Here is a 22,409-nt window from a genome sequence, read left to right as displayed (position 1 = left end):
TACCGAAAATCCGCGAGCGGAACCCGGGCGGTTATGTGAATGGCGGACCAGGTAGTGGTCAAAGGGGCTGATGAGGCCGGTGGGAACGGTGAGGTCACCGTGGCCGTGCCAACCCCCGGAGGGCGCCCTCCCGGGACCCGGGCCGTATCCCCCGGGACCGGCTCCGAACCGACGTTTCCGAACCCAGTCGGGGATTGGGGAGGGTCGGGTGCGGCGGCCGGGGAGCGGCTCGGTAACCTATGGCCGCTGACAGACACTTAGGGCGGCTTTATCAGGGGGTCGCCCTGCTCCGCCCACGTACAAGGAGTTGCCGCCGCCGTGAGCAGCAGCCTTCGACGCGGCGCCCTCGCCGCCGCCGCCATCGCGTTCTCGATCGCCTCGCTCGCCGCATGCGGCGCCGGCAACAACAGCCAGACGCTCGAGATCAGGCCGGACAACGCCGCGACCAGCGTCGGCGACATCAAGATCCAGAACGCTCTCGTCATCACCCAGCCCGACCCGAAGGCCACCGGCCCCGCGGTCGTCTCGGCGACCGTCTTCAACGCGGGCAGGACCGACCAGACGCTGGACTCGATCAGCGTGGAGGGCGACGGCACCGCCACCCTCACGCCCGCCAAGGGCAAGGGCAAGGTGACCGTCCCGGCCGGTGGCTCCCTCGTCATCGGCGGCAAGGACCACGCCTCCGCCGTCCTGGACAACCCGGGCGCCGCCGTCCAGAACGGCAATGCGCAGAAGGTCACGTTCAGCTTCAGCAAGACCGGCGACGTGAGCCTGCGGGCGTTCGTGGTGCCGGCCGAGAGCTACTTCAGCAAGTGGGGACCGAGCAACATCCCCTCGCCGAGCGCCCCCGCCTCGCCCACGCGCGGCGCGAGCGCCACGCCCTCGAAGTCGGCGTCGGGCTCGCCCGCGGCGGGCTCGTCCGCCACGCCCGGCGCAGATGCGTCGTCGAGCGCGACGGCGACCGCGTCCGGCTCCGCCGGCCACTGACATCCCGTACATGACGAAGGGCGGTTCCCCCTGCCAGGGGGAACCGCCCTTCGTCATGCGTGCAGTCGCCCGGTCAGGCGGTCGTGCGTCCACGCCGTTTACGCGGTCACGCGGTCCACGACCGGTGCACCCCTTGCACTACGCGCGCGTGGGCGCCCTCCGGGCCGGTACGCGCGCGTGAGGGCCGTTCGCCGGCTTACGGCTCGAACTTGTAGCCGAGGCCACGGACCGTGACCAGGTAGCGCGGGGCGCCCGGGTCCGGCTCGATCTTGGCGCGCAGCCGCTTGACGTGGACGTCCAGGGTCTTGGTGTCGCCCACGTAGTCGGCGCCCCAGACGCGGTCGATGAGCTGCATACGGGTCAGCACGCGGCCCGCGTTGCGCAGCAGCATCTCCAGGAGGTCGAACTCCTTCAGCGGCAGGTCGACCTTCGAGCCGGAGACCGTGACCACGTGGCGGTCGACGTCCATGCGCACCGGCCCGGCCTCCAGCGCGGCCGGCGCCACCTCCTCCGGCTCGCCGCGGCGGCGCAGGACGGCCCGGATGCGGGCGACCAGCTCGCGCGAGGAGAAGGGCTTGGTGACGTAGTCGTCGGCCCCTATTTCCAGACCGACCACCTTGTCGATCTCGCTGTCCTTGGCGGTCACCATGATCACCGGGACGTTGGAGCGGCCGCGCAGCTGGCGGCAGACCTCCGTGCCCGGCAGACCGGGCAGCATCAGGTCGAGCAGGACGAGATCGGCGCCGTTGCGCTCGAACTCGTCGAGACCATCGGGCCCGGTGGTCGCGATGGCGACCTCGAAGCCCTCCTTACGGAGCATGTAGGACAGGGCGTCGCTGAAGGACTCCTCGTCCTCGACGACGAGCACTCGGGTCACGGAAGGACCTCCGGGGCGGGAAGCGGTTCGTACGGGGATGAGACGGTGGTCGACCCGTCGGGCCGGCCGACCTCTTCATCGAGGTCGGACGGATGATCGGTCGCTCGGTCGCGGGCCGCACCCGCCTCCGGCAGCCGCAGGGTGAACGTGGAGCCCTGTCCCTCCGAGCTCCACACCGTGACCTCCCCGCCGTGCGAGGCGGCCACATGCTTGACGATCGCGAGCCCCAGGCCCGTGCCGCCCGTTGCACGGGAGCGGGCCGGGTCGACGCGGTAGAAGCGCTCGAAGATGCGCTCCTTGTCCTTGTCGGAGATGCCGATGCCCTGGTCGGTCACGGCCAGTTCGATCATTTCCCCGCCGGACCCGGACACCCTGCGGGCGGCGATGCCGACGCGGGTACGGGCGGGCGAGTAGTTGACGGCGTTCTCGACGAGGTTGCCGAGGGCGGCGGCGAGCTGGCCCCGGTTGCCCCACACATGCAGGTCGGCGGTGCCTCCGGCGGCCATGGTGATCTGCTTGGTGCCGGCCTGGTGGCGGCAGCGGTCGATGGCCTCGGCGACGAGTTCGTCGACGCGCACGGGCTCGGCGTCCTCGAGGGGATCGTCGTTCTGCACCCGCGACAGGTCGATGAGCTCCTGGACCAGGTTGGTCAGCCGGGTGGCCTCGATCTGCATCCGGCCCGCGAAGCGCTCGACGGCCTCGGGGTCGTCGGAGGCGTCCATCACGGCCTCGGAAAGCAGCGACAGGGCGCCCACCGGTGTCTTGAGCTCATGGCTGACGTTCGCCACGAAGTCGCGGCGCACCGCCTCTATACGCCGGGCCTCGGTGAGGTCCTCGACGAGCAGCAGCACCAGCCGGGAGCCGAGCGGCGCCACACGCGCGGAGACGGCGAGGGCCTCTCCGCGCCCGGTGCCGCGGCGCGGCAGGTCCAGCTCGACCTGGCGTATCTCGCCGTCCCGTCGGGTGTCCCGCGCCATCTGGAGCATCGGCTCGACGGCGAGTTTGCCACCGCGTACGAGGCCGAGGGCATAGGCGGCGGAGCTGGCCTTGACGACGGCGTCGGACTCGTCGAGCACGACGGCCGAGGACCGCAGCACGGACAGCACCGTGTCCACGCCCGGCGGAAGCACGGGGTCGGTGTGCAGGGAAGTGCGGGTCGGACGCTTCTGGTCGCGCTCGCTCCAGCGGAACGCCAGCATGGCGATGACACCGGTGAGCACTCCGGCGATCGCTGCCGCTGCGGCGACCGCCGCGTTCACGTCCATGCACCCAGGTTAGGCATGTCCCGAGACTTACCCACAGCCATCGGAGTGCGACCTCGACCACTCGTCGCCCAGAGTTCACCTTGGAGCCAGTATCGATTCATTTGGGATGCCGGAAACGGTCGCGTACGGACCGGAACGTGGGAGCGTGGGGACCGAAAGAGGCCGTGTCCGCCGTGTTCGCCATGGTGACGACGGGCCCCGGCCCCCGGCCCCCCGAAACAGACGCAAGAGAGGGACACCCTGATGCGGGACGCGTACCACGAGGAACTGGACTCCATCGGCGAGGGCCTGGTCGAGATGGCCCGGCTCGTCGGATCGGCGATCGGGCGCGCCACGACGGCGATCCTCGACGCCGACCTCAAGCTGGCGGAAACCGTGATCGAGGGCGACAAGAAGATAGACGAACTCCAGCACGACCTGGAGGCGCGCGCCATAGCTCTCCTCGCCCGCCAGCAGCCGGTGGCGACGGATCTGCGCATCGTCGTCACGTCGCTGCGGATGAGCGCCGACCTCGAGCGCTCGGGTGACCTCGCCCAGCACGTCGCGAAGCTGGCCCGGCTGCGCTTCCCGGAGCGCGCCGTCCCGCAGGACCTGCACGCGACGATCCTGGAGATGGGCCAGCTGGCGCAGCGCCTGATGGCGAAGGCCGCGGAGGTCATCGTCACCAAGGACATCGACCTGGCGATGCAGCTGGAGCAGGACGACGACGAGATGGACCTCCTGCACCGCGCGCTCTTCCAGCACCTGATCGACGACCGCTGGAAGCACGGCATCGAGACGGCCGTGGACGTCACGCTGCTGGGCCGTTACTACGAGCGCTACGCCGACCACGCGGTGGCGGTGGCGAAGCGTGTGGTGTACCTGGTGACGGGTGAGCACGCCGACGATCTCCAGCCGGACATCCAGCCGGTGACGGGCGTGGAAGGCGCCTGACCACCGGGCGGCCGACCGGGACGGAAGCCCGGCCGGGCTCGAAGGAGCCCGGCCCGGGTGTGGTCGAACCTCCGTGCGCCGTTGATGCGCCTGCCGGAGTGGGCATGAAATGGGCACAGGCACTGTCTCGTCTGACCCGAGGAGGGACCCATGGCCGAGGCCCCCAGCACGCCCGACCCCACGCAGGAGCGCGAGACCCAGCAGCCCGTCGACATCAAGAGCCTCCCCCTGTTCGGCGCGTGCGGCTGCGGCTCCGGCTGCGGGTGCGGGTGCCAGTCGGGCGCCCCCTGCCAGTGCGGCTGACCGCGTAGGGACGCTTGCCACAACCGAAGAATCGGACGCCGAGGGGTTCCGCTCCCATGCGGGACCCCTCGCGTACGTGTGAAACCGACCTTTCTCCGCCCGCTGCTGTCCCGCAGGGACCTCAACCCCCGATGAGGGTCGGCCGACCGCGCCCCAAGAGGCCGGCCGGGTCGTCCGGGCCGGCCGCCGGGAAGAGACGGCGGCGGTCAGGTGCCCGGGCGGGGAGCCCGCAGGTGCCGGCGCCGGGCCAGCTCTTCGTCGTCGACCAGCGTGAGCATGGGCTGACCCGGCTCACACATCATGGTGACGAGGAAACGGCTCCAGGAGTCCGTCCGGTTGTTCCCGTCCTGGTAGTGGATGACATCGCCGCCCGGCTCCCAGAAGGTCTCCCCGGTCTTGATCACCCGCTCCGGCTCGCCTTCCAGCTCGAAGAGCATCTCCCCTTCCAGCATGTAGCCGAAGGCAGGTCCCGAGTGCCGGTGCGGAGGGGTGCCGGGGTCGCCGGGAGGGAACTGCACGAGAACCGTCATGGCCTCAGCCCCCGGCGGAACGAACGGCGGCTCGACCGACTGCAACACGGTGAGCGCCGTCTTCCATGCTTCCGACCGCGGCCGGCTCTCAGCGCTGCCTGCCGCGGACTCATGGTTCGCCATGGTGAGAGACCTCCAGGGCCGGGGGATTCAGGAGAGCCAGTCGCTGTAGTGGGTGGGGGCGATACGGGCGTCACCCTTGGCGACGAGGGCATCGCCGGGGACAGCGGCGAACATGCCGGCGGTGTCGTCGGTGACGACCGTGCGGCCATCGGGGTGGGCGTCCAGGGTGATCCGGCCGAGGTCGTCCAGGGGGAGGACGTCGGGACCCGCGACGTCGAGGGTGCCGTTCAGAGGGGCGCCGGCGGCGACTTCGGCGACGGTGTCGGAGACGTCCTGGGCGGCGATCAGCTGTAGCGGGGTGGTGGGCAGACGGACGATGTCACCCTCGGTGGTCCAGGACAGGACCGCGTCCATGAACTCCATGAACTGGGTGGCGCGGACGATCGAGTAGGGGATCGGCCCGGCCTTGAGGATGTCTTCCTGGAGGACCTTGGCCCGGTAGTAGTCGAGGTCGGGCACCTGGTCCGCGCCGACGATCGAGAGGATGACCATGTGCCCGACCCCGCCCTCGTGGCCGGCGGCCAGGATGTTGTCCATCGAGGTCCGGAAGAACTCCGGGGAGGCGTCGTCGAAGGTCGGGGAATTCGTCAGGTTGACGACGACATCGGCGCCGTCGACCGCCTCGGCCAGGCCCCGGCCGGTGATCACGTCGACGCCCGTGGACATGGAGTGCGGCGCAGCCCGGTGTCCGGCCGCGTTCAGCTTCTTCACGACCTGCGACCCGATCAATCCGGTACCGCCCAGAACTGCGAACTTCGTGTTTGTCGCCATACGCCCAGACTGCGACGGCACAGCGCTCGACGCACGCGGCGGGTGCGGGTCGGTGGAGTACCCCTTTTGGACGAAGCGGGTGGGTGACGGTGTCTCCAGGGCTGCAAGGCGGTGTTCAGCCTGTGCAGCCCTGGACACTTCCGAGCGGAGCACAGTTCTCCGGGGTGTTGCCACGAACCACGGACTGGGTGAGGGTCACCGTGCCGCCGGCTCTGTGGATGCCGCCGCCACTGCCGGGGCCGCCCGTCGCGGCATTGCCCACGACTTTGGAGCGGGTCACCTTCAGCGTGCCTCCGTTCCAGATGCCGCCACCGGAGGGGGCGGTGTTGCCGTACACCGCGGAGCCGGAGACCGTCACCTCGCCCAGGTTGTTGCCGATGCCGCCGCCATCACGGACTCTCGCGGTGTTGTGGTGCACCGCCGAGTGGATCACCGTAACGGTTTGGCCGGCGAGGTAGTTGAAGATGCCTCCGCCATTGTCTCCGGAGTTGCCGAACACGCTGGAGTCGCGCACCGTGAGGCGCCCGTTGTTGTTGATGCCGCCGCCGGCACCCAGTGAGTAGTTGTCCCTCACCGTGGAGCCGATCACCGTCAGCGTGCCTTGGTTGTGGACGCCGCCACCCGGGCCTGACGGCGCCCTGTTGTCTGTCACCGTGGAACGGCTCAACGTCAGCGTGCCCTGGTTGTTGACGCCGCCGCCGAAGGACGCAGCGCGGCCATGAGTGAGGGTCAAGTGGTCCAGGTGAACCTGGGCTCCGCTGCCGACCGTGACGGTGGAGCCTGCCTGTTTGCCGTCGAGCACCGCCCCACTGACGCCGCTCAGGGTCAGGTCCTTGCCGATGGTGAAGGGGCCGGTGCAGGTCCCACTCACCAGCAGGGTGTCCCCCGGTGAAGCGGTGGTGATGGCGGGCTGCAGGGCGTTGGGGTTGGCTTCGCAGCTCACCACAGTCCCCTGGGTAGCCGCGGCTGGGACCACTCCGGTCAGGCTGGCTGCCCCTGCCGCTACCGCTGCGGTCGCCGGACGCACCCAGCGGCGCCGCAGGATCCTGCCTACTTCGTCAAGCATCTGGCTTCTCCTGGCCTTTCAACACATGTCCGGAAAAGGGGTACGTCCACGCGTCGTTCTCTCGCGCGGCGTGAGCACCCCATGACCGCACATGTGCTGCCCCGGCCGGGCAGCGCAACATCGGGGGCGATCGACCTGCCCTCCGAATAGTCCAGCAAACGCGCCTATTCGGACTACGCGGACCAGTCGGGCTCGACCGAGGAGCCGGGCACGTCCTCCTCCTCCTCGCACGCCATCCCTGGTCCGCGGGAAACCCTCAGACCTCAACACCGCCTCCGGGACGCGATCCCGTTTCAGCAGGTCGATGAAACCAGTCGGCTGCCCGATCCTCTGGGCAACCCCGAGAGAACCCCGGTGGTCAATGGGCACCGCAGCCAACGGCGCCTGCCCGTGCTCGGCCAATCCGTGCGGCTGTGGTGTCGCGCGCCCTACCCGCAGATCCGTAGGCGGGTGCACCTCGCCGTCAGCCGCCTGGCGAACCGGGCTCACAGCGCATCGAGTGTGCTCCCCACCGACGGAACATGAAGGCGTACGCGCACCTCATGCCGAGCAGCCGGGACCGCGGCCCGGAAGCTGCCGGTCAGGCGCTCCGGCCGCAGGACCCGGGGCGCTGAGGGCCCGCAGTGGGCCCAGGCCGTGAAAATGCCCCCGACCCGCGCCATAAGCGCAGGCAGGGGGCATGATCACAAAGGCTACTTCTTCTTGCCCTGGTTCTTGACCGCCTCGATCGCCGCCGCGGCCGCCTCCGGGTCGAGGTACCGGCCGCCCGGGGTGACGGGCTTGAAGTCGGCGTCGAGTTCGTAGAAGAGCGGGATGCCCGTCGGGATGTTCAGGCCCGCGATGTCGGCGTCCGAGATGCCGTCGAGGTGCTTGACCAGGGCCCGCAGGCTGTTGCCGTGGGCCGCGACCAGGACCGTGCGGCCGGTCAGCAGGTCCGGGACGATGCCGTCGTACCAGTACGGCAGCATGCGGAAGACGACGTCCTTCAGGCACTCCGTCCTCGGGCGCAGCTCCGGCGGGAGCACCGCGTAGCGCGGGTCATGCGCCTGGGAGAACTCCGAGTCGTCCTCGAGCGGCGGCGGCGGGACGTCGTAGGAGCGACGCCACAGCATGAACTGCTCCTCGCCGAACTCCTCCAGTGTCTGCGCCTTGTTCTTGCCCTGGAGGGCGCCGTAGTGGCGCTCGTTCAGACGCCAGGAGCGGTGAACCGGGATCCAGTGCCGGTCGGCCGCCTCCAGTGCGAGCTGGGCGGTGCGGATCGCACGCTTCTGGACGGAGGTGTGGACCACGTCGGGGAGCAGGCCGGCGTCCTTCAGCAGCTCACCGCCGCGGACCGCCTCCTTCTCGCCCTTGTCGTTGAGGTTGACGTCCACCCAGCCGGTGAACAGGTTCTTCGCGTTCCACTCGCTCTCGCCATGGCGGAGGAGGATCAGCTTGTACGGTGCGTCGGCCATGCCTCAGAGCGTAATCCACGCATTCGCCCCCTCGCGTGGCCGCCCGGGGGGTGGACGGGCGGCTCCTTGTCCGTACGACAGTTGACGGCTTCCGTTAATTCGGTGGCCGCCCCGATCCCCGCCCTCGTAAGTTGTGCTTACTGCTCGAGCCACTTACATCCGTGGGGGATCACGCATGTCACTCGCCACTCTCAGACGCGCCGCCCGGGAGACGGTCTCCGGGCTTCCCCGGGAGTTCTGGTGGCTGTGGACCAGCACGCTCGTCAACCGGCTCGGGGCCTTCGTCGCCACCTTCATGGCGCTCTACCTCACCCTGGACCGCGGCTACTCCGCCTCCTACGCCGGCCTTGTGGCATCGCTGCACGGACTCGGCGGAGTGGTCTCCTCCCTCGGCGCGGGGGTGATGGCCGACCGGCTCGGGCGACGGCCGACCCTGCTCGTCGCCCAGTGCTCCACGGCCGTATCCGTCGCACTGCTCGGCTTCATGCACGATCCGGTCGCCATCGCCGCCGTCGCCTTCGTCGTCGGTATGGCCTCCAACGCCTCCCGCCCGGCCGTGCAGGCGATGATGGCCGACATCGTCCGCCCCGAGGACCGGCTGCGCGCCTTCTCCCTCAACTACTGGGCGATCAACCTCGGCTTCGCCGTCTCCTCCATGGCCGCGGGGCTCATCGCCGAGTTCAGCTATCTCGCCGGGTTCCTGATCGAGGCGGGGATGACGATGATCTGCGCGGTCGTCGTCTTCCTGAAGCTGCCCGAGTCGAGGCCGGCGCCGCTTTCCGAGGAGGCGGGGGACGACGTGCGGCTGGGGACCGTGCTGCGCGACGGCCGTTTCATGAGCGTGGTCGGCCTGTCGTTCCTCGTCTCACTGGTCTTCCAGCAGGGATCGGTGGGGCTGCCGGTGGCGATGGGCCGGGCCGGGTTCACGCCCGCGGACTACGGCCTTGCGATCGCCGTCAACGGCGTGCTGATCGTGGCGCTCCAGATCCCGGTCACCCGGTTCATCGAGCACCGCGACCCGCGCTCGTTGCTGGTGGTCTCGTCCCTGCTCGCGGGATACGGGTTCGGGCTCACCGCCTTCGCGGGGTCGGTCGGGGTCTTCGCGCTGACGGTGTGCGTGTGGACGCTCGCGGAGATCGTCAACGCGCCCACCCAGACGGGCCTCGTCGTGCGTCTCTCCCCCGTGCGCGGACGCGGCCGCTACCAGGGCATGTACACCATGTCGTGGTCCGTGGCCGCTCTGGTCGCCCCGCTGATGTCCGGTGTCGTCATCGACCGGCTCGGCGCACAGTGGCTGTGGGCCCTGTGCGCGCTGGTCGGCACGGGCGCCGCGGCCGGGTACGGGGCGCTGATGCAGCGCCTTCCGGCGCAGGAGACGACGGCGGGGACGAGGACGGAGACGGCCGGCGCGGAGGTCGGCGCGGCCTGAGGGCTCGACCGGAGCCGGACGGCCTGCTCACGCTGATGCGCAGCGGCCGGCTGCGCCGCGAGCAGCAGGACCACCGGCTCGCCCTGCCGATCGGCCGCTTCTGCCCGGCGGAGAGGTGACGGGCTACAGCTCCCGCTGCGCCTCGTACAGATTCCGCGGCCTGACCGCGTCCGTCGTGCCGTACAGCTCCAGCCGGGAGTGCAGGTCGCCCGTGAAGTCGGGGACGTCGATCTGGTCGAACTCGCTGACCTCGTTCAGGCCGACGGTCGCCGACCAGGGGGCCAGCCCGTCGATCTTCATCAGGCCGGCGCGGCCGTTGGTGACGCGAATGTTCCAGTGGGTGAAGCGGGCGCCGAAGAGGGGTCCGGCGGAGGCGTCCCCGCCATGGCGGCCGTTGTTGTCGATCGTGATGTCCGTACGGACGTTCGCGAACGGCAGCCCGCGGTGCGAGTCGAAGGTGCCCATCCGCATGTCGCCGCGCGACCAGACGTTGTACGAGGACAGGCCCTCCACGTTGATGCCGTGCAGCTGGGTGTTCGGCGGGGCCGGGACCGTGCGCTGCTCGATGGCGAAGTCCTCGATCAGGTTGTCGTGCGAACCCTCCCGGCAGAAGTACGGGTGGTGCGAGCCCCGGCCCGCCACGCGCGTGCGGCGCAGGGTGCAGGCGGAGGCGGCGACCAGGCCGAAGCCGTTGTCCACGTGCCGTACGACGACATCGTCCGCCCAGCAGTCGTACGCGCACTGGAACACGACCCCGTTGTAGCCCTTGTCGAGCAGGTGCGGGGACTGGGGGGTCTCGACCGCCTGAAGCGTCAGTCCCTCCACACCGGCGCCGGTCAGCTCCCGTACGTGCGTCGTCAGACGCGGGTCCCACTCCGGCCGCACATCCAGCGGCAGGGGCCGCTCGAAGGTGACCTTCCGGCCCGCCACATGCGCGATGCGCACGGGCCACTCGTAGGGAACGTACGACGTGAGCTTGGTCTTGTCGTCCCAGACGTATGCCTCGGGGCCCGGGCCGCCACCGGACATGTGTTCCAGCAGGGTGTGGCCGGGGTCGTCCACGAGCCGGAGCAGGACGAGCTGCCCCGGCCTCAGCCGGCGCGCGTCGGCGACCGTCACCGTCCAGGAGCCCTGCTTCGCGGGGGACACCGCGGTCAGCGCCTCCCACTCGTCGCGCTTGTTGCCCGTCCAGCCCTCGAAGGGCCACGCCCTGGCCTGTACGGCCGCGACCAGGGAGTCCCAACGCGCCGTCGGCGCCAGCCAGATGAGACCTCCGGCCCAGGACCAGGAGGACTTGTCACCGCCGTACCTGGAGCCGTAGACGCCGATCAGCTCTGTGAGGTTCTTCGTCGCGTACAGCGTCGTACGGCCGCTGCCCGCGCCCCGCAGGACGACGTTGTCGTATCCGATGCGGATGAGGCCGTCGATGCGGAACGTTCCGGGCGGGACGAGGACCGTGCCGCCGCCGGCCCTGCCGGCGGCGGCGATGGCACGGTTGATCGCGGGGGCGCAGTCGGTCGTGCCGTCCGCCACGGCTCCGTACGCGGTCACGTCGGCCACCACGGGGCGGCGGGGGAAGCGCGCCGCCCCGCGGCGGTAGCCGGCCCGGCCGACATACGGGATCTGCGGGTGGGTGAAGGGGGCGCGGACGAACTCGCGCCACAGCGCGGGGACTTCCCCCTTCGGGCCGTTTGGTGCGGCGGCCGTCGCCGGTGTTCCGGTCACGGCGACGGCCGCCACGGCGATGGCGCTGCCGAGCAGGCCTCGTCTGCTGATGTCCGCGTGCCCCATGCCCATGTCCGAACCGCCTTCCGGGACTCCCAGAACCTTCAGGAGAAGACTTCCATGGATGTGAACGACGTTCAGATCGGCGTCGGCAGTGAGCATGCCACGGGGTCCCCTGACCGAGAAAGGGTCGTGCGGGGATTGGTTGGTACGGCCCGAAGGGTCAGCTCTCGGAGCGTTGAGTCAGATGGCTGAACGCGTCCAGATTGCGCGTCGACTCGCCGCGCGCCACCCGCCAGGCGTACTCCTTGCGGATCGCGGAGGCGAAGCCCAGCTCCAGAAGGGTGTTGAAACTGCCGTCCGCCGCTTCCAGGACCGAGCCGAGCAGCCGGTCCACCTCTTCGGGGGTGACCGCGGCCAGCGGCAGCCTGCCCGTCAGATAGATGTCGCCGAGCGGGTCGACGGCGTAACTCACGCCGTACAGCTTGAGGTTGCGCTCCAGCAGCCAGCGGTGGACCGCGGACTCGTTCTCGTCGGGGTGGCGGATCACGAAGGCGTTGAGGGACAGGGAGTGCTTGCCGACGATCAGCGAGACGGTCGTCGACAGCTTGCGCGTCCCGGGGAGCTTCACGACGTACGAGCCGGACTGCGGGCTCTCCCACTCCAGTTCGGCGTCCTTGAGGACCCCTTCGATGACCTGTGCAGCGCGCTGTTCCTCAGCCATGCGGGCAGCGTACGCGACGGGCGTCAGCCGTGGTGCGCGCGCACCCGGCGCCGGTGCGCCCCCACGGCCTCCGTGTACACACCGGCCGTCGCCGAGGCCGCCGTGTCCCAGCCGAACGACTCGGCGTGCCGCGCCGCGGCCCCGCCCATACGGGCGCACAGCCACGGGTCGTCGGCGAAGTCGCGCAGTACGCGCGCGTAGGCGGCGGGGTCGTGTCCCTGGACCAGGAATCCGGTCACCCCGTCCCGGACGGCGACGGGCAGCCCGCCCACCGAGGCCGCCAGCACCGGCGTACCGGCCGCCTGCGCCTCGATGGCGACGAGCCCGAAGGACTCGCTGTACGACGGCATGACCAGGACGGAGGCCGCTCGGAACCAGTCGGCGAGCTGGTCCTGCCCGACGGGCGGCCGGAAGCGCACGACATCGGCGATGCCGAGCCGGGCGGCGAGCTTCTGAAGCCCCTCGGGCTTGGCGAGACCGCTGCCGCTGGGGCCGCCCACGATCGGCACGACGATGCGGGAGCGCAGCTCGGGGCGGTCGTCGAGGAGGACGGCGACGGCTCGCAGCAGCACGTCGGGCGCCTTGAGGGGCTGTATGCGGCCCGCGAAGAGGGGGATCAGCGCGTCCTGCGGAAGTCCGAGCCGGGCGCGGGCCGCGGCGCGGCCGTCGGCGGGCCGGAACCGCTCCAGATTGACCCCCGGGTGGACGACCGCGACCTTGCCGGGGTCGGCCGCGTAGTGCCGTACGAGTTCGGCGGCCTCCTCGGCGGTATTGGCGATGAGCCGGTCCGCGGCGGCCACGATCTGGGTCTCGCCGATCACACGGGCGGCGGGTTCGGGGGTGTCTCCCTCGGCCAGGGAGGCGTTCTTGACCTTGGCCATGGTGTGCATGGCGTGGACCAGCGGAGCCCCCCAGCGCTGGGCGGCCAGCCAGCCGACGTGGCCGGAGAGCCAGTAGTGGGAATGCACGAGGTCGTAGTAGCCGGGGCGGTGGCCGGCCCAGGCCTGCATCACGCCATGGGTGAAGGCGCACAGCTGGGCGGGCAGGTCTTCCTTGGCGAGCCCTTCGTAGGGTCCGGCGTCCACGTGCCGGACGAGGACGCCGGGGGCGAGCTCGACGGCCGGCGGGAGGGCGGCCGTGGTGGCCCGGGTGAAGATCTCGACCTCGATGTTGATGGCGGCCAGACGCTGGGCCAGCTCCACGATGTAGACGTTCATGCCTCCGGCGTCACCCGTGCCGGGCTGGTGGAGCGGTGAGGTGTGCACGGAGAGCATGGCAACGCGACGGGGCCTGCGATGCGGCAGCCGAAGGCGCGGGGAGGCCGCCGCGGTGCGACGCCCGAGCCTGCTGACGTACTGGCTCACGTGGCGTTCCTCCTTGCTGCGGGCCTGCCGCGAGGGCCCGGCACTCCCTCACAACCGTGCGAACGCCAGGGCGGGGCACTCCATTTCCCCTGCGAGCGGCTTTACCGAATCATTACCAGTTTCCGGTCAACCGTTCGACAGCCGGTGGGCTGCGCCGCGCTCCACGGCCTGCCGCGGGGGCCGGAGGCGCCGTTGTCCACAGGCCGGCCCGCGCCCCCGTCCGGCCGCTTACTCTCGTACGCATGTCAACCCGCGCCGCGTCCCGCCCCGTGGGTACGGTGACGCGCGGGACCACCAATCCGAACCGGCTGCGCCGGATGGACCGCTGGATCGCCATGGTCCACGGCGCCGAGCTGCGCCGCACGGCAGACCCGGTGGCCGTCGACCTCGGGTACGGGGCCGCCCCTTGGACCGCGGTCGAACTGCTGCACAGGCTGCGCACCACCGCACCGCGCACCCGAGTGGTCGGGGTGGAGATCGAGCCCGCCCGGGTCGCCGCCGCGCGGCCGTACGCCCGCGAGGGGCTGGTCTTCCGGCACGGCGGCTTCGAGGTGCCGGTGCCCGGTCGCCCCTGCCTCATCCGCGCCGCCAACGTCCTGCGGCAGTACGAGGAGGGGGAGGTCGCCGCCGTCTGGGAGCGGCTGTGCGCCCGCCTCTCCCCCGCCGACCCGGCGACCGGCTCCCGCGGCGGACTGCTCGTGGAAGGCACGTGCGACGAGATCGGCCGCCGTCATGTGTGGGTCGCCCTGGGCCCGGAGGGGCCGCGCACGGTCACCTTCGCCACCCGGCTCGGCTCGCTGGAGCGCCCCTCCGACCTGGCCGAGCGGCTGCCGAAGGCGCTGATCCACCGCAATGTCCCGGGCGAGCCCGTGCACGCCTTCCTGCGCGACTTCGACCGCGCCTGGGCCGCCGCGGCGCCCTACGCGTCCTACGGCGCCCGCCAGCGCTGGATACGCAGCGTCCGCCGGCTGACGGCGGACTGGCCGGTGACCGACGGCCCGGCGCGCTGGCGCCAGGGCGAAGTCACGGTCGCCTGGGGAGCCTTGGCGCCTCGCGCGTGAAACCCCGCCCGACCTGCGGGGAACGATCTTCCTGCCTTCTTCGTCACATGCGCGGGAGATTGCGTGGGAGGGCGACGGGCAGGGCAGGGAGATCGTCGTACCAGGTGCGGCAGGCGGGGGAGTTTTTTGTGCGGATAAGTGCCGCCTCTGTCGCTTTGCCCGCCGACGTGGCACGATCCCCAGACGTCGCAAGTTACCGACGGGAAACCAGTTTTGGGGGCGAAGTATGGGATCCGGGAAGCGGACCCTGACCACGGCGGCCATCGCACTGGTCTGCGCGGTCACCGTGCTGGGCGCGCCGGGAGCCGCCTATGCGAGCGTGAGCCGGCCGGCCCCGGCACCCACTCCGCCCCGCCGGTCGACTCCGGCGGCCGACAAGGACCTGGAAGCGGTCCGCAGGAAGCTGGACGAGCTGTACCACGACGCCGCGGTCGCCACGGACGCGTACAACGCGGCCGCGGAGCAGACCAAGGAGCAGTCGGCGCGGATCGTCGAGCTGGCCCGGGAGATCGTCCGGGGCCAGGAGAAGCTGGCCGAGTTGAAGGACCGGGCGGGCGCCGCGGCGCGGGCCCAGTACCGCGGCGGAGGGCTGCCGCCGGAGGTCAGGCTCTGGCTGAGCCGCGACCCGCAGGAGTTCCTCGACGACGCGGGCACCGTCCGCCAGGGCGAACACGCGGCCAAGGGACTGCTCGCCGAGATGACGCGCACCCAGGACGACTTGAAGCAGTACGCGCGCGACGCCGCCGACCAGTGGAAGAGACTCGACGCCAACCGCAAGGCCAGGGCCGAGGCCAAGAAGAGGATCGAGAAGGAGATCGCCGCCGCCGAGGAGCTCCAGTCCCGGCTGAGGAAGCAGGAGCGGGAGCGACTGCGGAAGCTGGAGGAACAGGCCGCGAAACGGGCGCAGACGGCCTGGCTGGACACCGGCATACTCAAGGACATCGGCACCAAGGCCTCCACGGACGGCCTGAAGGCCGTGCGGTTCGCGACCGACCAGATCGGCAAACCGTATGTATGGGGCGCCGAGGGCCCGAAGTCCTACGACTGCTCGGGACTGACGTCCCAGGCCTGGGCGGCGGCCGGAACCACCATTCCGCGCACCTCCCAGGAGCAGTGGAAGCGGCTGCGGCACGTCGACATCAAGGACATGCGCCCCGGCGATCTGATCATCTACTTCCGGGACGCCAGCCATGTGGCGATGTACGTCGGCGACGGCGTGATCGTCCACGCCCCGCGTCCGGGACGCACGGTGACGATCGCGGGCGCGGGCTCGATGCCGATCCTGGGAGTGGTGCGCCCGGACGCGAGCTGAGGGGCCCCGCATCCCACGTGACGGGCCCCACGTGACGCCGCGCACGCCATCTCCGGCTCAAACCCGCCCCCGACGTGACTTTCGTCATCCCCTGCGCCCCCACCCGTGTCCAACTGCGGTAGGGGATGCGGCATATGACGCTGGCCCGTTACCCGACACCGCGCCGTCGGGCATTCCATTGCGGCCTCGGCTACCGCTATGGTCCCGGTCGGTGGGTCGAGGTCCCTCGCCCCGCCCGTGCCCTCGGGGGGAGGGAAGGAACCCAACACGATGCCCGTACCCGTACCGCGGCAGAGAATGATCCCGGCCGTGGAGAGTGGTCAGGCTCAAGCCGGGCCCCTGTCCGGGATCCAGGCCGCTCCGGGGCCGGCCTCCCGTATCAAGACCCCGGCCGACACGCTCACCCTGCTGGTGATCGAGGACGATCCGACCGGCGCACCGATCGTGCCCGAGATGCTCGACGCGGCGGGCCGCCCCATCCGGCTGCGCACCGCCCGGAACCTCACCGAGGCCGAGCGGCTGCTCACCGACGACGTCCACTGCATCCTGCTCGACCTTGCCCTGCCCGCTCCCGGCCGTGCCGCCGAGGAGGACGACGAGCTGGCCGTGCTGCGGCACGTCCTCCGGCTCGCGCCCCGCCATGCCGTTCTCGCCCTCACCGCGTCCGGCGACGCCGAGCGCGGCGCCGAGGCCGTGCGCGTCGGCGCCCAGGACTACCTGTTCCGCGACGAGCTCGACGGTCGGCTGCTGAGCCGGGCGATACGCTACGCGGTCGAGCGGAAGCGCTCCGACACGGCCGAGCGGCGGCTGACCGAGTCCAGGCTGCGGGCGCAGGAGAACGCCCGTCTGGAACGAGGTCTGCTGCCCACCCCGCTGCTGGACGGCTCCTCGTTGCGCTTCGCGGCCCGCTACCGCCCCGGCCGCTCGCGTGCGCTGCTCGGCGGTGACTTCTACGACACGGTGCGCACACCGGACGGCACGGTGCACGCGATGATCGGCGACGTCTGCGGGCACGGCCCGGACGAGGCCGCGCTCGGGGTGGAGCTGCGCATCGCCTGGCGCGCGCTGACGCTGGCGGGCCTGTGTGGCGACGAGCTGCTGTCCACGCTCCAGCAGGTCCTGGAGCACGAGCGGGACAACGACGAGATCTTCGCGACGCTGTGCACGGTGGACATCGCTCCGGACGGCCGCCGCGCCGGGCTGTGCCTGGCCGGTCACCCGTCCCCGCTGATCGCGCGTCCGAACAGGCCCGCCGAGCTGCTGCCGTACGACAACAACGGCCCGGCGCTCGGTCTGCTGCCGCACGCCCGCTGGCCGCGGATGCAGGTCGAGCTGGGACCCGCCTGGAGTCTGATGCTCTACACGGACGGTCTCATCGAGGGGCGCATCGGCGAGGACGGGGAGCGCCTCGGCCAGGACGGCATGGTGGAACTCGTCCGTCGCCGGCTGGCCGAGGGACTGACCGGTGAGGCGCTGCTGCGCGCGACGGTCAGCGAGGTCCGCGACCTCAACGGCGGGGAACTCACGGACGACGTCGCGGTCGTCCTGCTCGACCGCACACCGCTGCCCCTGCCGTAGCCGCTGGGAGTCCCCGCCGCACCGGGAGTGCGGCCGGGCTACCGTCCGCCGTTGTACGGGCCGTAGGGGCCGTCGCTGCTGCTGCCTCGGCGGCGACGGCCCCAGCCGCCGCCCGAGACCTGCTTGAGCGCGGGCCGGACGTCCACGAAGAACACAATGGTGGCGACGAGGCCGGCGAGCTGGAGGAAGAGCATCGGCACCAGCAGGTTCACGGCGACCGCGATACCGAGGATGATCAGCCAGAAGCCCTTGTTCTGCTTGTCGGCGGCGCGATACGCGTCGTCGCGGTACAGCGCGGCCATCGCCAGTGCCACTACGGCGAGCACCAGCATGGCCAGATAGAGCAGCGACAAGAAGCCGCCGAATGCCGTCATCAGCACAATGCCCACCACCCGGGTCGAGTCCTCTGTACGGCCACCGTACCCGTGTCCCGGCGCCGTGTATCCGTACAACGGGCCGGGCACCAGCGAAGTGCCCGGCCCGTCACCGGTGGCCCGCCCCCCGCGGGGCGGGTCTGACAGTGCTCACTTGGCCGGCGGCGGGGTCTTCTTCGCCACCGGCTTGCGGACCGGCGCCGCCTTCTTCGCCGCGGACTTGTTCTCGGCCGGCGCGGCCTTGGCCTCGCCCGGCTTCTGCTCGTCCTTGACCTCGACGGACTCCGGCTTGCCCTCCACGGCGACGGCGAGTTCCTCGATCTCCTCGGCTGCCTCGCCACGCCAGGTCTTCACGGCCTGCTCGCCGTGCTCGGCGACCTTCTCGTAGGTCTCACGGGCCTTGACCGCGTACTCGGCGGCGACGCCGACACCGCGCAGGGCGAGGTCCTGGGCGGTCTCGCCGAGCTTCTTCAGGTCGGCGTCCAGGGTGGTGCCGAACTTCTTGAGGTCCGAGTCGAGCGAGTTGAGGAACTCGCCGACCCTCGACTGGATGGTCTCCTGCGTCACCTTCACCCGGGCCCCGGCCTCCTTGGCACGGGCCGCGGCCTTCTCCTGGACCGCCTTCGGGTCGGTGTTGCGTACCGCCTCGATGCGGGCCGGGGCCTCGGTACGCAGCTGCTCGACCAGGCCGGGGACCTTCTTGGCCTGCTGGAGGGCCAGGTCGGCGGTGCCGGCGGCGAAGTAGAGCGGGGTCGGGTCGCTGAGGGTCTTACGCAGATCGTCGGTGATGGCCATGGGAACGGTCCTCCCGGTTCGGCTTTCGACTGAGGGTTTTGGGCGGTCCGCCGCTCGTCTTCCGGTCGTAGTGGTCGTCCCGGTCATCCCGGGGCGGCCCGGTCAACCGGCGTTGCGCCGCGGACCGGCATCGCTGCCGTCGGCCGTGCGGGGGCCGGGGGTGTCGGTGCTGTGGGCGTCGTCCGTGTCCGGAGCCTCTTGGGCCACCCGGCCGTTCTCGTCCGCCGTGCCCGCCCGGGCGATCTCGAAGCCGTTCTCCTTGCGGAAGGACTCGTAGATCTGGAGCAGCACCTGCTTCTGCCGCTCGTTGAGCGTGGGATCGGCGAGGATGACGGCACGCGTCGAGCCTTGCTGTCGGCTCTCCTCCCGGTCCCGCTCGGCGTCGAGGATGCCGGCCCGCACGTACAGCGTCTCGGCGGAGATCCGCAGCGCCTTGGCGACCTGCTGCAACACCTCCGCGCTCGGCTTGCGCAGCCCGCGCTCGATCTGGCTCAGATACGGATTGGACACCCCGGCGGCGTCGGCGAGCTGCCTGAGCGACAGCTGCGCGTTGCGCCGCTGTTCGCGCAGATACTCACCGAGGTTGCCGACGTTCAGCGATGCCATGACTCCACTGTGCCCCACGAGTGCTAACAATTGCAAGCACACCGCTTGCAAAAGTGCGCCGCGCCGCGGCCCGCCACGTGTGACTCGTCACGCTAACTGTTGTCCGTTCCCTGTCTATCTGCGGTTTCCCGCCGAGTCTGCAGAGTGAAGTGAACGGGTCCCGGACGATCTGCGCAGCGAGCTGCCCTACCGGCCCGCGAGGAGGATCGGACCGGGTTCTGGCGGGTAACGGGCCGAAGGCTGCGTTCGGTACAGGCGACCGCGCGTTCGCCTAACGGTGGTTTTGTCGGAAGGGACTGCGGCGGTGCCGTGCTGTCTCGTGAAGCCACGGCGAGTTACTGATGCTGGTGCTCTCGCGCTTGGCAGTCAGGATGGCTGGACTTCGTCGAAGAGGGCCAGGGCTTCGGCGGGGTCCGGGCTCACGAGGCGTTCCAGACCGGCCGTCGTGATCTTCGCCCACTTGCCGGCCCGTGCCCACATCTGCCCCTCGAAGGCGCGGACGGCCTTGTCCAGATCTTCAGGGCCGGTGGCGATGGACTCGGCGAGTTCGGCGCCGTCCAGCATCGCGAGGTTCGCGCCGACCCCCAGCGGGGGCATCAGATGGGCGGCGTCACCCAGGAGCGTCACCCCGGGGACATGGGTCCAGGTGTGGGACACGGGCAGGACGTAGAAGGGGCGGGAGACGAAAGCGGTGCCGTGGCGAAGGAGGTCGAGGACGGGAGCGGCCCAGCCGTCGAACAGAGCCAGCAGACTCGATCGCACGGCCTCAACGTCGGTCAGGTCCAGGTTCGTGTGCCAGTCCAGCGGCGCGCGGAATTTGGTGTACACCTTCACGTGGCCGCCGCTGTTGCGCTGGGCGACGAGGCTTCGGTTCACGCCGTACACAACCACGGAACCGTCGCCGATCAACCGGGCAAGGTCAGGGTGGCAGGTGTCGACGTCGTCGAGGGAGGTCTCGATCGACGTGACGCCGGTGTAGTGCGGCGTCACCGACGAGACTGCCGGGCGGACCCGGGACCATGCTCCGTCCGCGCCGACCACGAGGTCGAATGCCTCCTGTCTCCCGTCCGCGAAATGGACCAGTACGCCATCCTGGGTCCCCGGCACCACCTGCGTCACGCCCCGGCCCCACTGGACGTCGAGAAGGCCGAGCAGCAGGTCACGGAGTTGCCCGCGGTCGATCTCGGGATTGGCTCGGTCGTCTGGACGGGGCCGCCAGTCGCGCAAGACGGTCCCGTCCGTGTCCAGGATGCGCATGGCCTGCCCTTCGGGACGGGACAGCGCCTGGAACTCCGCCAACAGCCCCGCCTTGTCCAGTGCGAGCTGGCCCATCCCTTCGTGCAGGTCCAGCGTGCCGCCCGGGGGGCGGGCGTCGGGGGTGGAATCGCGTTCGAGGACGGTGACGGGGTGGCCGTGGCGGTGCAGGACGCGGGCGAAGGTGAGGCCGGCAGGACCGCTCCCGACCACTGCGATGCGATGTCTCATGTCGATACACTGTATTGATTCAGTACGATGCATCGCAACGGTACGGTGGTGCCCATGACTGTGTGGGACCGGCCGGAGCCGCCGACTCGCCCCGTGCCGCTCGACCGGGAGCGGATTGTCGCCGCCGCCATCGCGCTGGCCGACGAGGGCGGGCTGGAGGCGGTGTCGTTGCGCAAGGTCGCCGGCCGACTGAACGCCGGGCCGATGCGGCTGTACGGATACATCTCCACCAAGGAGGAGCTGTTCGACCTCATGGTGGACGAGGTCTACGCCGAGATTCTCCCCGAGGAGCAGCCCAGTGACTGGCGGGAGGCGCTGCGCATCCTCGCCCACCGCACCAGGCAGGCAACTCTCCGTCACGAATGGCTGGCCGACCTGCTCGGCCGCCGCCCGGCCCTGGGTCCGAACGGCCTCGCCGTGACCGAGGCCACGCTGGCCGCCCTCGACGGCCTCACCGACATCGATACCGTCATGCGAGCCGTGGAGACGGTCAGCGCCTACTTCACCGGCGCGATCAGGCGCGAGATCACGAACCTACGGGCCGAGCGCGCCACGGGCCTGTCCAAACACGACTGGCAGCGCGCCCACGGCCCGCATGTGACAAGAATGCTGGCCACGGGCCGCTTCCCGGCGCTGGCCAAGGCCGTGTACGACGGCACGGATGTGGACGCCGAGACATCCTTCGCGACCGGCTTGGACTGGGTCCTCGACGCCGTGGCCGCGAAACTCACCCGGCCGTCGACGTGACGCTCAACTCCTGCCGAATGTGAGCGAGGTCGGGGTTCGGTGTCCACGGGCCGTGCGGGACTTGCGCCGCCACCACTTCATAACACTGCCCAGTGGCGGGGGATCGCGCCGGACTAGGTAATCACCTGGACGAGGGGTTTGGTCCCAGTCGAGCTGCCCGGTCCCTGCCGGTCTGCAAAGTGGCATACATGGGGCTGGGTGTGCTGGAGGGGACGAAGCCGTCACAAGTAGACGGCTTCGAGGTCGGCTGGCGAGACGACCAGGGTGAATATCGGCTGCCGTTGGCGGATGCGGTCTCGGTGCCGTTCGAGGCCGGGCGGCCGGTCCGCGACTTCCCGTCATATCGCGGGCAGCGGCATTTCCCTGGGTTGTATTGGTCGTCGACGACCGGTGGGCACGTGGGATTCGAGTCCTGGCTGGAGCGGGATCACGCGATGCTGCTCGACTTCACGCCACAGGTGATGGGGCTGCTGTCGCAGCCGTTGTGGCTGTTCTGGGAGGACGAGCGGGGCAAGCGGGTCTCGCACGCTCCGGACTACTTCGCTCGGTTCAAGGACGGGCGAGGGCTGGTGGTGGACTGTCGGCCCCTGGACCGGATCGACGCACGGTCGGCGGCCAAGTTCGCGGCGACACGGGCGGCTTGTGAGGCGGCGGGGTGGGGATACCGCGTCGTCGGCGAGGTGGATCCGGTGCGGATGGTGAACGTCCGCTGGCTGGCGGGATACCGGCATCCACGGCACGGGGCCGATGAGGGGCTCGCCACCCGGTCGCTCGCCCTGTTCTCGATGCCGTCGCCGCTGGTGACTGAACCGCCCCGGGTTCGGTAGAGATCTCAGATTGTGGTTGTGACCTGGGGTTTCGTGAGTTCCGTGTAGTAGTTGGCTTCGTACTCGACGGGCG

General features: G+C 70.5%; 22 protein-coding genes. 9 read left to right on the top strand and 13 right to left on the bottom strand.

Annotated elements, in window-relative coordinates; genetic code table 11:
* Positions 1–318: 318 nt before the first annotated feature.
* Positions 319–987: a DUF461 domain-containing protein gene (locus ABZ823_RS17585; RefSeq protein ID WP_361660417.1), complete on the top strand. Its 669-nt coding sequence runs from the start codon at positions 319–321 to the stop codon at positions 985–987.
* A 196-nt stretch (positions 988–1,183) separates the two neighbouring features.
* Here the strand turns inward: ABZ823_RS17585 and ABZ823_RS17580 are convergent, their stop codons facing one another.
* Both ABZ823_RS17580 and ABZ823_RS17575 read right to left on the bottom strand, forming a co-directional pair.
* Positions 1,184–1,864 (bottom strand): response regulator transcription factor, encoded by a 681-nt coding sequence (locus tag ABZ823_RS17580; RefSeq protein ID WP_043441515.1) that lies wholly within the window; start codon positions 1,862–1,864, stop codon positions 1,184–1,186.
* Entirely contained in the window at positions 1,861–3,129 is a 1,269-nt protein-coding gene (locus ABZ823_RS17575) for an ATP-binding protein (RefSeq protein ID WP_361660413.1), read from the bottom strand. The genes ABZ823_RS17580 and ABZ823_RS17575 overlap by 4 nt, the downstream gene beginning before the upstream one ends.
* A gap of 243 nt (positions 3,130–3,372) precedes the next feature.
* Between ABZ823_RS17575 and phoU the strand changes: the two genes are divergently transcribed.
* Both phoU and ABZ823_RS17565 read left to right on the top strand, forming a co-directional pair.
* A complete protein-coding gene (gene phoU, locus ABZ823_RS17570; protein ID WP_361660411.1) occupies positions 3,373–4,062 on the top strand; it encodes a phosphate signaling complex protein PhoU in 690 nt (229 codons plus the stop codon).
* A gap of 150 nt (positions 4,063–4,212) precedes the next feature.
* Positions 4,213–4,365, top strand: a complete 153-nt coding sequence (locus ABZ823_RS17565; RefSeq protein ID WP_361660408.1) for a hypothetical protein — start codon at positions 4,213–4,215, stop codon at positions 4,363–4,365.
* A gap of 206 nt (positions 4,366–4,571) precedes the next feature.
* On the opposite strand, the gene ABZ823_RS17560 is transcribed toward ABZ823_RS17565, so the two are convergent.
* From ABZ823_RS17560 to ABZ823_RS17545, 4 genes are all read right to left on the bottom strand, one after another.
* Positions 4,572–5,018: a cupin domain-containing protein gene (locus ABZ823_RS17560; protein WP_361660405.1), complete on the bottom strand. Its 447-nt coding sequence runs from the start codon at positions 5,016–5,018 to the stop codon at positions 4,572–4,574.
* 27 nt (positions 5,019–5,045) lie between these two features.
* Positions 5,046–5,789, bottom strand: coding sequence for an SDR family oxidoreductase (locus ABZ823_RS17555; RefSeq protein ID WP_361660402.1), 744 nt, complete (start codon positions 5,787–5,789; stop codon positions 5,046–5,048).
* 115 nt (positions 5,790–5,904) lie between these two features.
* Positions 5,905–6,732, bottom strand: coding sequence for a hypothetical protein (locus ABZ823_RS17550; protein WP_361660400.1), 828 nt, complete (start codon positions 6,730–6,732; stop codon positions 5,905–5,907).
* Between the two features lie 815 nt (positions 6,733–7,547).
* The gene (locus tag ABZ823_RS17545; protein ID WP_361660397.1) at positions 7,548–8,309 is read right to left on the bottom strand and encodes a phosphoglyceromutase; all 762 of its coding nucleotides are present in this window, start codon (positions 8,307–8,309) and stop codon (positions 7,548–7,550) included.
* Between the two features lie 175 nt (positions 8,310–8,484).
* Between ABZ823_RS17545 and ABZ823_RS17540 the strand changes: the two genes are divergently transcribed.
* On the top strand, positions 8,485–9,738 hold the full coding sequence (locus ABZ823_RS17540) for an MFS transporter (RefSeq protein ID WP_361660394.1): 1,254 nt from the start codon (positions 8,485–8,487) through the stop codon (positions 9,736–9,738).
* A 123-nt stretch (positions 9,739–9,861) separates the two neighbouring features.
* On the opposite strand, the gene ABZ823_RS17535 is transcribed toward ABZ823_RS17540, so the two are convergent.
* The 3 genes from ABZ823_RS17535 to mshA all read right to left on the bottom strand — a co-directional run bounded on the left by ABZ823_RS17535 (position 9,862) and on the right by mshA (position 13,551).
* Positions 9,862–11,535 carry a glycosyl hydrolase family 28-related protein gene (locus tag ABZ823_RS17535; RefSeq protein WP_361660798.1) on the bottom strand — a complete coding sequence of 558 codons (1,674 nt, stop codon included), beginning with the start codon at positions 11,533–11,535 and terminating at the stop codon, positions 9,862–9,864.
* Positions 11,536–11,686: 151 nt separating this feature from the next.
* Positions 11,687–12,187: a YbjN domain-containing protein gene (locus ABZ823_RS17530; protein WP_361660392.1), complete on the bottom strand. Its 501-nt coding sequence runs from the start codon at positions 12,185–12,187 to the stop codon at positions 11,687–11,689.
* 23 nt (positions 12,188–12,210) lie between these two features.
* Positions 12,211–13,551: a D-inositol-3-phosphate glycosyltransferase gene (gene mshA / locus ABZ823_RS17525; protein WP_361660389.1), complete on the bottom strand. Its 1,341-nt coding sequence runs from the start codon at positions 13,549–13,551 to the stop codon at positions 12,211–12,213.
* A 242-nt stretch (positions 13,552–13,793) separates the two neighbouring features.
* Here mshA and ABZ823_RS17520 point away from each other — a divergent pair, with 242 nt between their 5' ends.
* The 3 genes from ABZ823_RS17520 (at position 13,794) to ABZ823_RS17510 (ending at position 17,502) form a co-directional block, all read left to right on the top strand.
* Positions 13,794–14,612 (top strand): class I SAM-dependent methyltransferase, encoded by an 819-nt coding sequence (locus ABZ823_RS17520; protein ID WP_361660386.1) that lies wholly within the window; start codon positions 13,794–13,796, stop codon positions 14,610–14,612.
* 226 nt (positions 14,613–14,838) lie between these two features.
* The gene (locus ABZ823_RS17515; RefSeq protein WP_361660383.1) at positions 14,839–15,924 is read left to right on the top strand and encodes an NlpC/P60 family protein; all 1,086 of its coding nucleotides are present in this window, start codon (positions 14,839–14,841) and stop codon (positions 15,922–15,924) included.
* A gap of 270 nt (positions 15,925–16,194) precedes the next feature.
* Positions 16,195–17,502 carry a fused response regulator/phosphatase gene (locus ABZ823_RS17510; protein ID WP_361660380.1) on the top strand — a complete coding sequence of 436 codons (1,308 nt, stop codon included), beginning with the start codon at positions 16,195–16,197 and terminating at the stop codon, positions 17,500–17,502.
* Between the two features lie 38 nt (positions 17,503–17,540).
* Here the strand turns inward: ABZ823_RS17510 and ABZ823_RS17505 are convergent, their stop codons facing one another.
* The 4 genes from ABZ823_RS17505 to ABZ823_RS17490 form a co-directional block, all read right to left on the bottom strand.
* Positions 17,541–17,882 carry a DUF2516 family protein gene (locus tag ABZ823_RS17505; protein ID WP_361660795.1) on the bottom strand — a complete coding sequence of 114 codons (342 nt, stop codon included), beginning with the start codon at positions 17,880–17,882 and terminating at the stop codon, positions 17,541–17,543.
* A 144-nt stretch (positions 17,883–18,026) separates the two neighbouring features.
* Positions 18,027–18,671 (bottom strand): hypothetical protein, encoded by a 645-nt coding sequence (locus ABZ823_RS17500; protein ID WP_361660377.1) that lies wholly within the window; start codon positions 18,669–18,671, stop codon positions 18,027–18,029.
* Between the two features lie 102 nt (positions 18,672–18,773).
* A complete protein-coding gene (locus tag ABZ823_RS17495; RefSeq protein WP_361660374.1) occupies positions 18,774–19,277 on the bottom strand; it encodes a helix-turn-helix transcriptional regulator in 504 nt (167 codons plus the stop codon).
* Positions 19,278–19,643: 366 nt separating this feature from the next.
* Positions 19,644–20,795, bottom strand: coding sequence for an NAD(P)/FAD-dependent oxidoreductase (locus ABZ823_RS17490; RefSeq protein ID WP_361660371.1), 1,152 nt, complete (start codon positions 20,793–20,795; stop codon positions 19,644–19,646).
* A 21-nt stretch (positions 20,796–20,816) separates the two neighbouring features.
* On the opposite strand from ABZ823_RS17490, the gene ABZ823_RS17485 reads away from it, so the two are divergent.
* Complete coding sequence (locus ABZ823_RS17485; protein ID WP_361660368.1) at positions 20,817–21,509, top strand: TetR/AcrR family transcriptional regulator C-terminal domain-containing protein; 693 nt, start codon at positions 20,817–20,819, stop codon at positions 21,507–21,509.
* 188 nt (positions 21,510–21,697) lie between these two features.
* Entirely contained in the window at positions 21,698–22,336 is a 639-nt protein-coding gene (locus tag ABZ823_RS17480; RefSeq protein WP_361660364.1) for a TnsA-like heteromeric transposase endonuclease subunit, read from the top strand.
* Positions 22,337–22,409: the final 73 nt, after the last annotated feature.

This window comes from Streptomyces sp. NPDC047079, assembly GCF_040643755.1.
GTDB lineage: Bacteria > Actinomycetota > Actinomycetes > Streptomycetales > Streptomycetaceae > Streptomyces.
This window is presented reverse-complemented; position numbering and strand designations above follow the sequence as displayed.

Coding starts and splice junctions, on each gene's coding strand:
- ABZ823_RS17530 (WP_361660392.1), bottom strand. CDS start 12,187: ATGGCTGAGGAACAGCGCGCTGCACAGGTCATCGAAGGGGTCCTCAAG.
- ABZ823_RS17520 (WP_361660386.1), top strand. CDS start 13,794: ATGTCAACCCGCGCCGCGTCCCGCCCCGTGGGTACGGTGACGCGCGGG.
- ABZ823_RS17480 (WP_361660364.1), top strand. CDS start 21,698: ATGGGGCTGGGTGTGCTGGAGGGGACGAAGCCGTCACAAGTAGACGGC.
- ABZ823_RS17535 (WP_361660798.1), bottom strand. CDS start 11,535: ATGGGCATGGGGCACGCGGACATCAGCAGACGAGGCCTGCTCGGCAGC.
- ABZ823_RS17515 (WP_361660383.1), top strand. CDS start 14,839: ATGGGATCCGGGAAGCGGACCCTGACCACGGCGGCCATCGCACTGGTC.
- ABZ823_RS17485 (WP_361660368.1), top strand. CDS start 20,817: ATGACTGTGTGGGACCGGCCGGAGCCGCCGACTCGCCCCGTGCCGCTC.
- ABZ823_RS17575 (WP_361660413.1), bottom strand. CDS start 3,129: ATGGACGTGAACGCGGCGGTCGCCGCAGCGGCAGCGATCGCCGGAGTG.
- ABZ823_RS17545 (WP_361660397.1), bottom strand. CDS start 8,309: ATGGCCGACGCACCGTACAAGCTGATCCTCCTCCGCCATGGCGAGAGC.
- ABZ823_RS17490 (WP_361660371.1), bottom strand. CDS start 20,795: ATGCATCGTACTGAATCAATACAGTGTATCGACATGAGACATCGCATC.
- ABZ823_RS17510 (WP_361660380.1), top strand. CDS start 16,195: ATGCCCGTACCCGTACCGCGGCAGAGAATGATCCCGGCCGTGGAGAGT.
- ABZ823_RS17540 (WP_361660394.1), top strand. CDS start 8,485: ATGTCACTCGCCACTCTCAGACGCGCCGCCCGGGAGACGGTCTCCGGG.
- ABZ823_RS17565 (WP_361660408.1), top strand. CDS start 4,213: ATGGCCGAGGCCCCCAGCACGCCCGACCCCACGCAGGAGCGCGAGACC.
- phoU (WP_361660411.1), top strand. CDS start 3,373: ATGCGGGACGCGTACCACGAGGAACTGGACTCCATCGGCGAGGGCCTG.
- ABZ823_RS17495 (WP_361660374.1), bottom strand. CDS start 19,277: ATGGCATCGCTGAACGTCGGCAACCTCGGTGAGTATCTGCGCGAACAG.
- ABZ823_RS17500 (WP_361660377.1), bottom strand. CDS start 18,671: ATGGCCATCACCGACGATCTGCGTAAGACCCTCAGCGACCCGACCCCG.
- ABZ823_RS17560 (WP_361660405.1), bottom strand. CDS start 5,018: ATGGCGAACCATGAGTCCGCGGCAGGCAGCGCTGAGAGCCGGCCGCGG.
- ABZ823_RS17555 (WP_361660402.1), bottom strand. CDS start 5,789: ATGGCGACAAACACGAAGTTCGCAGTTCTGGGCGGTACCGGATTGATC.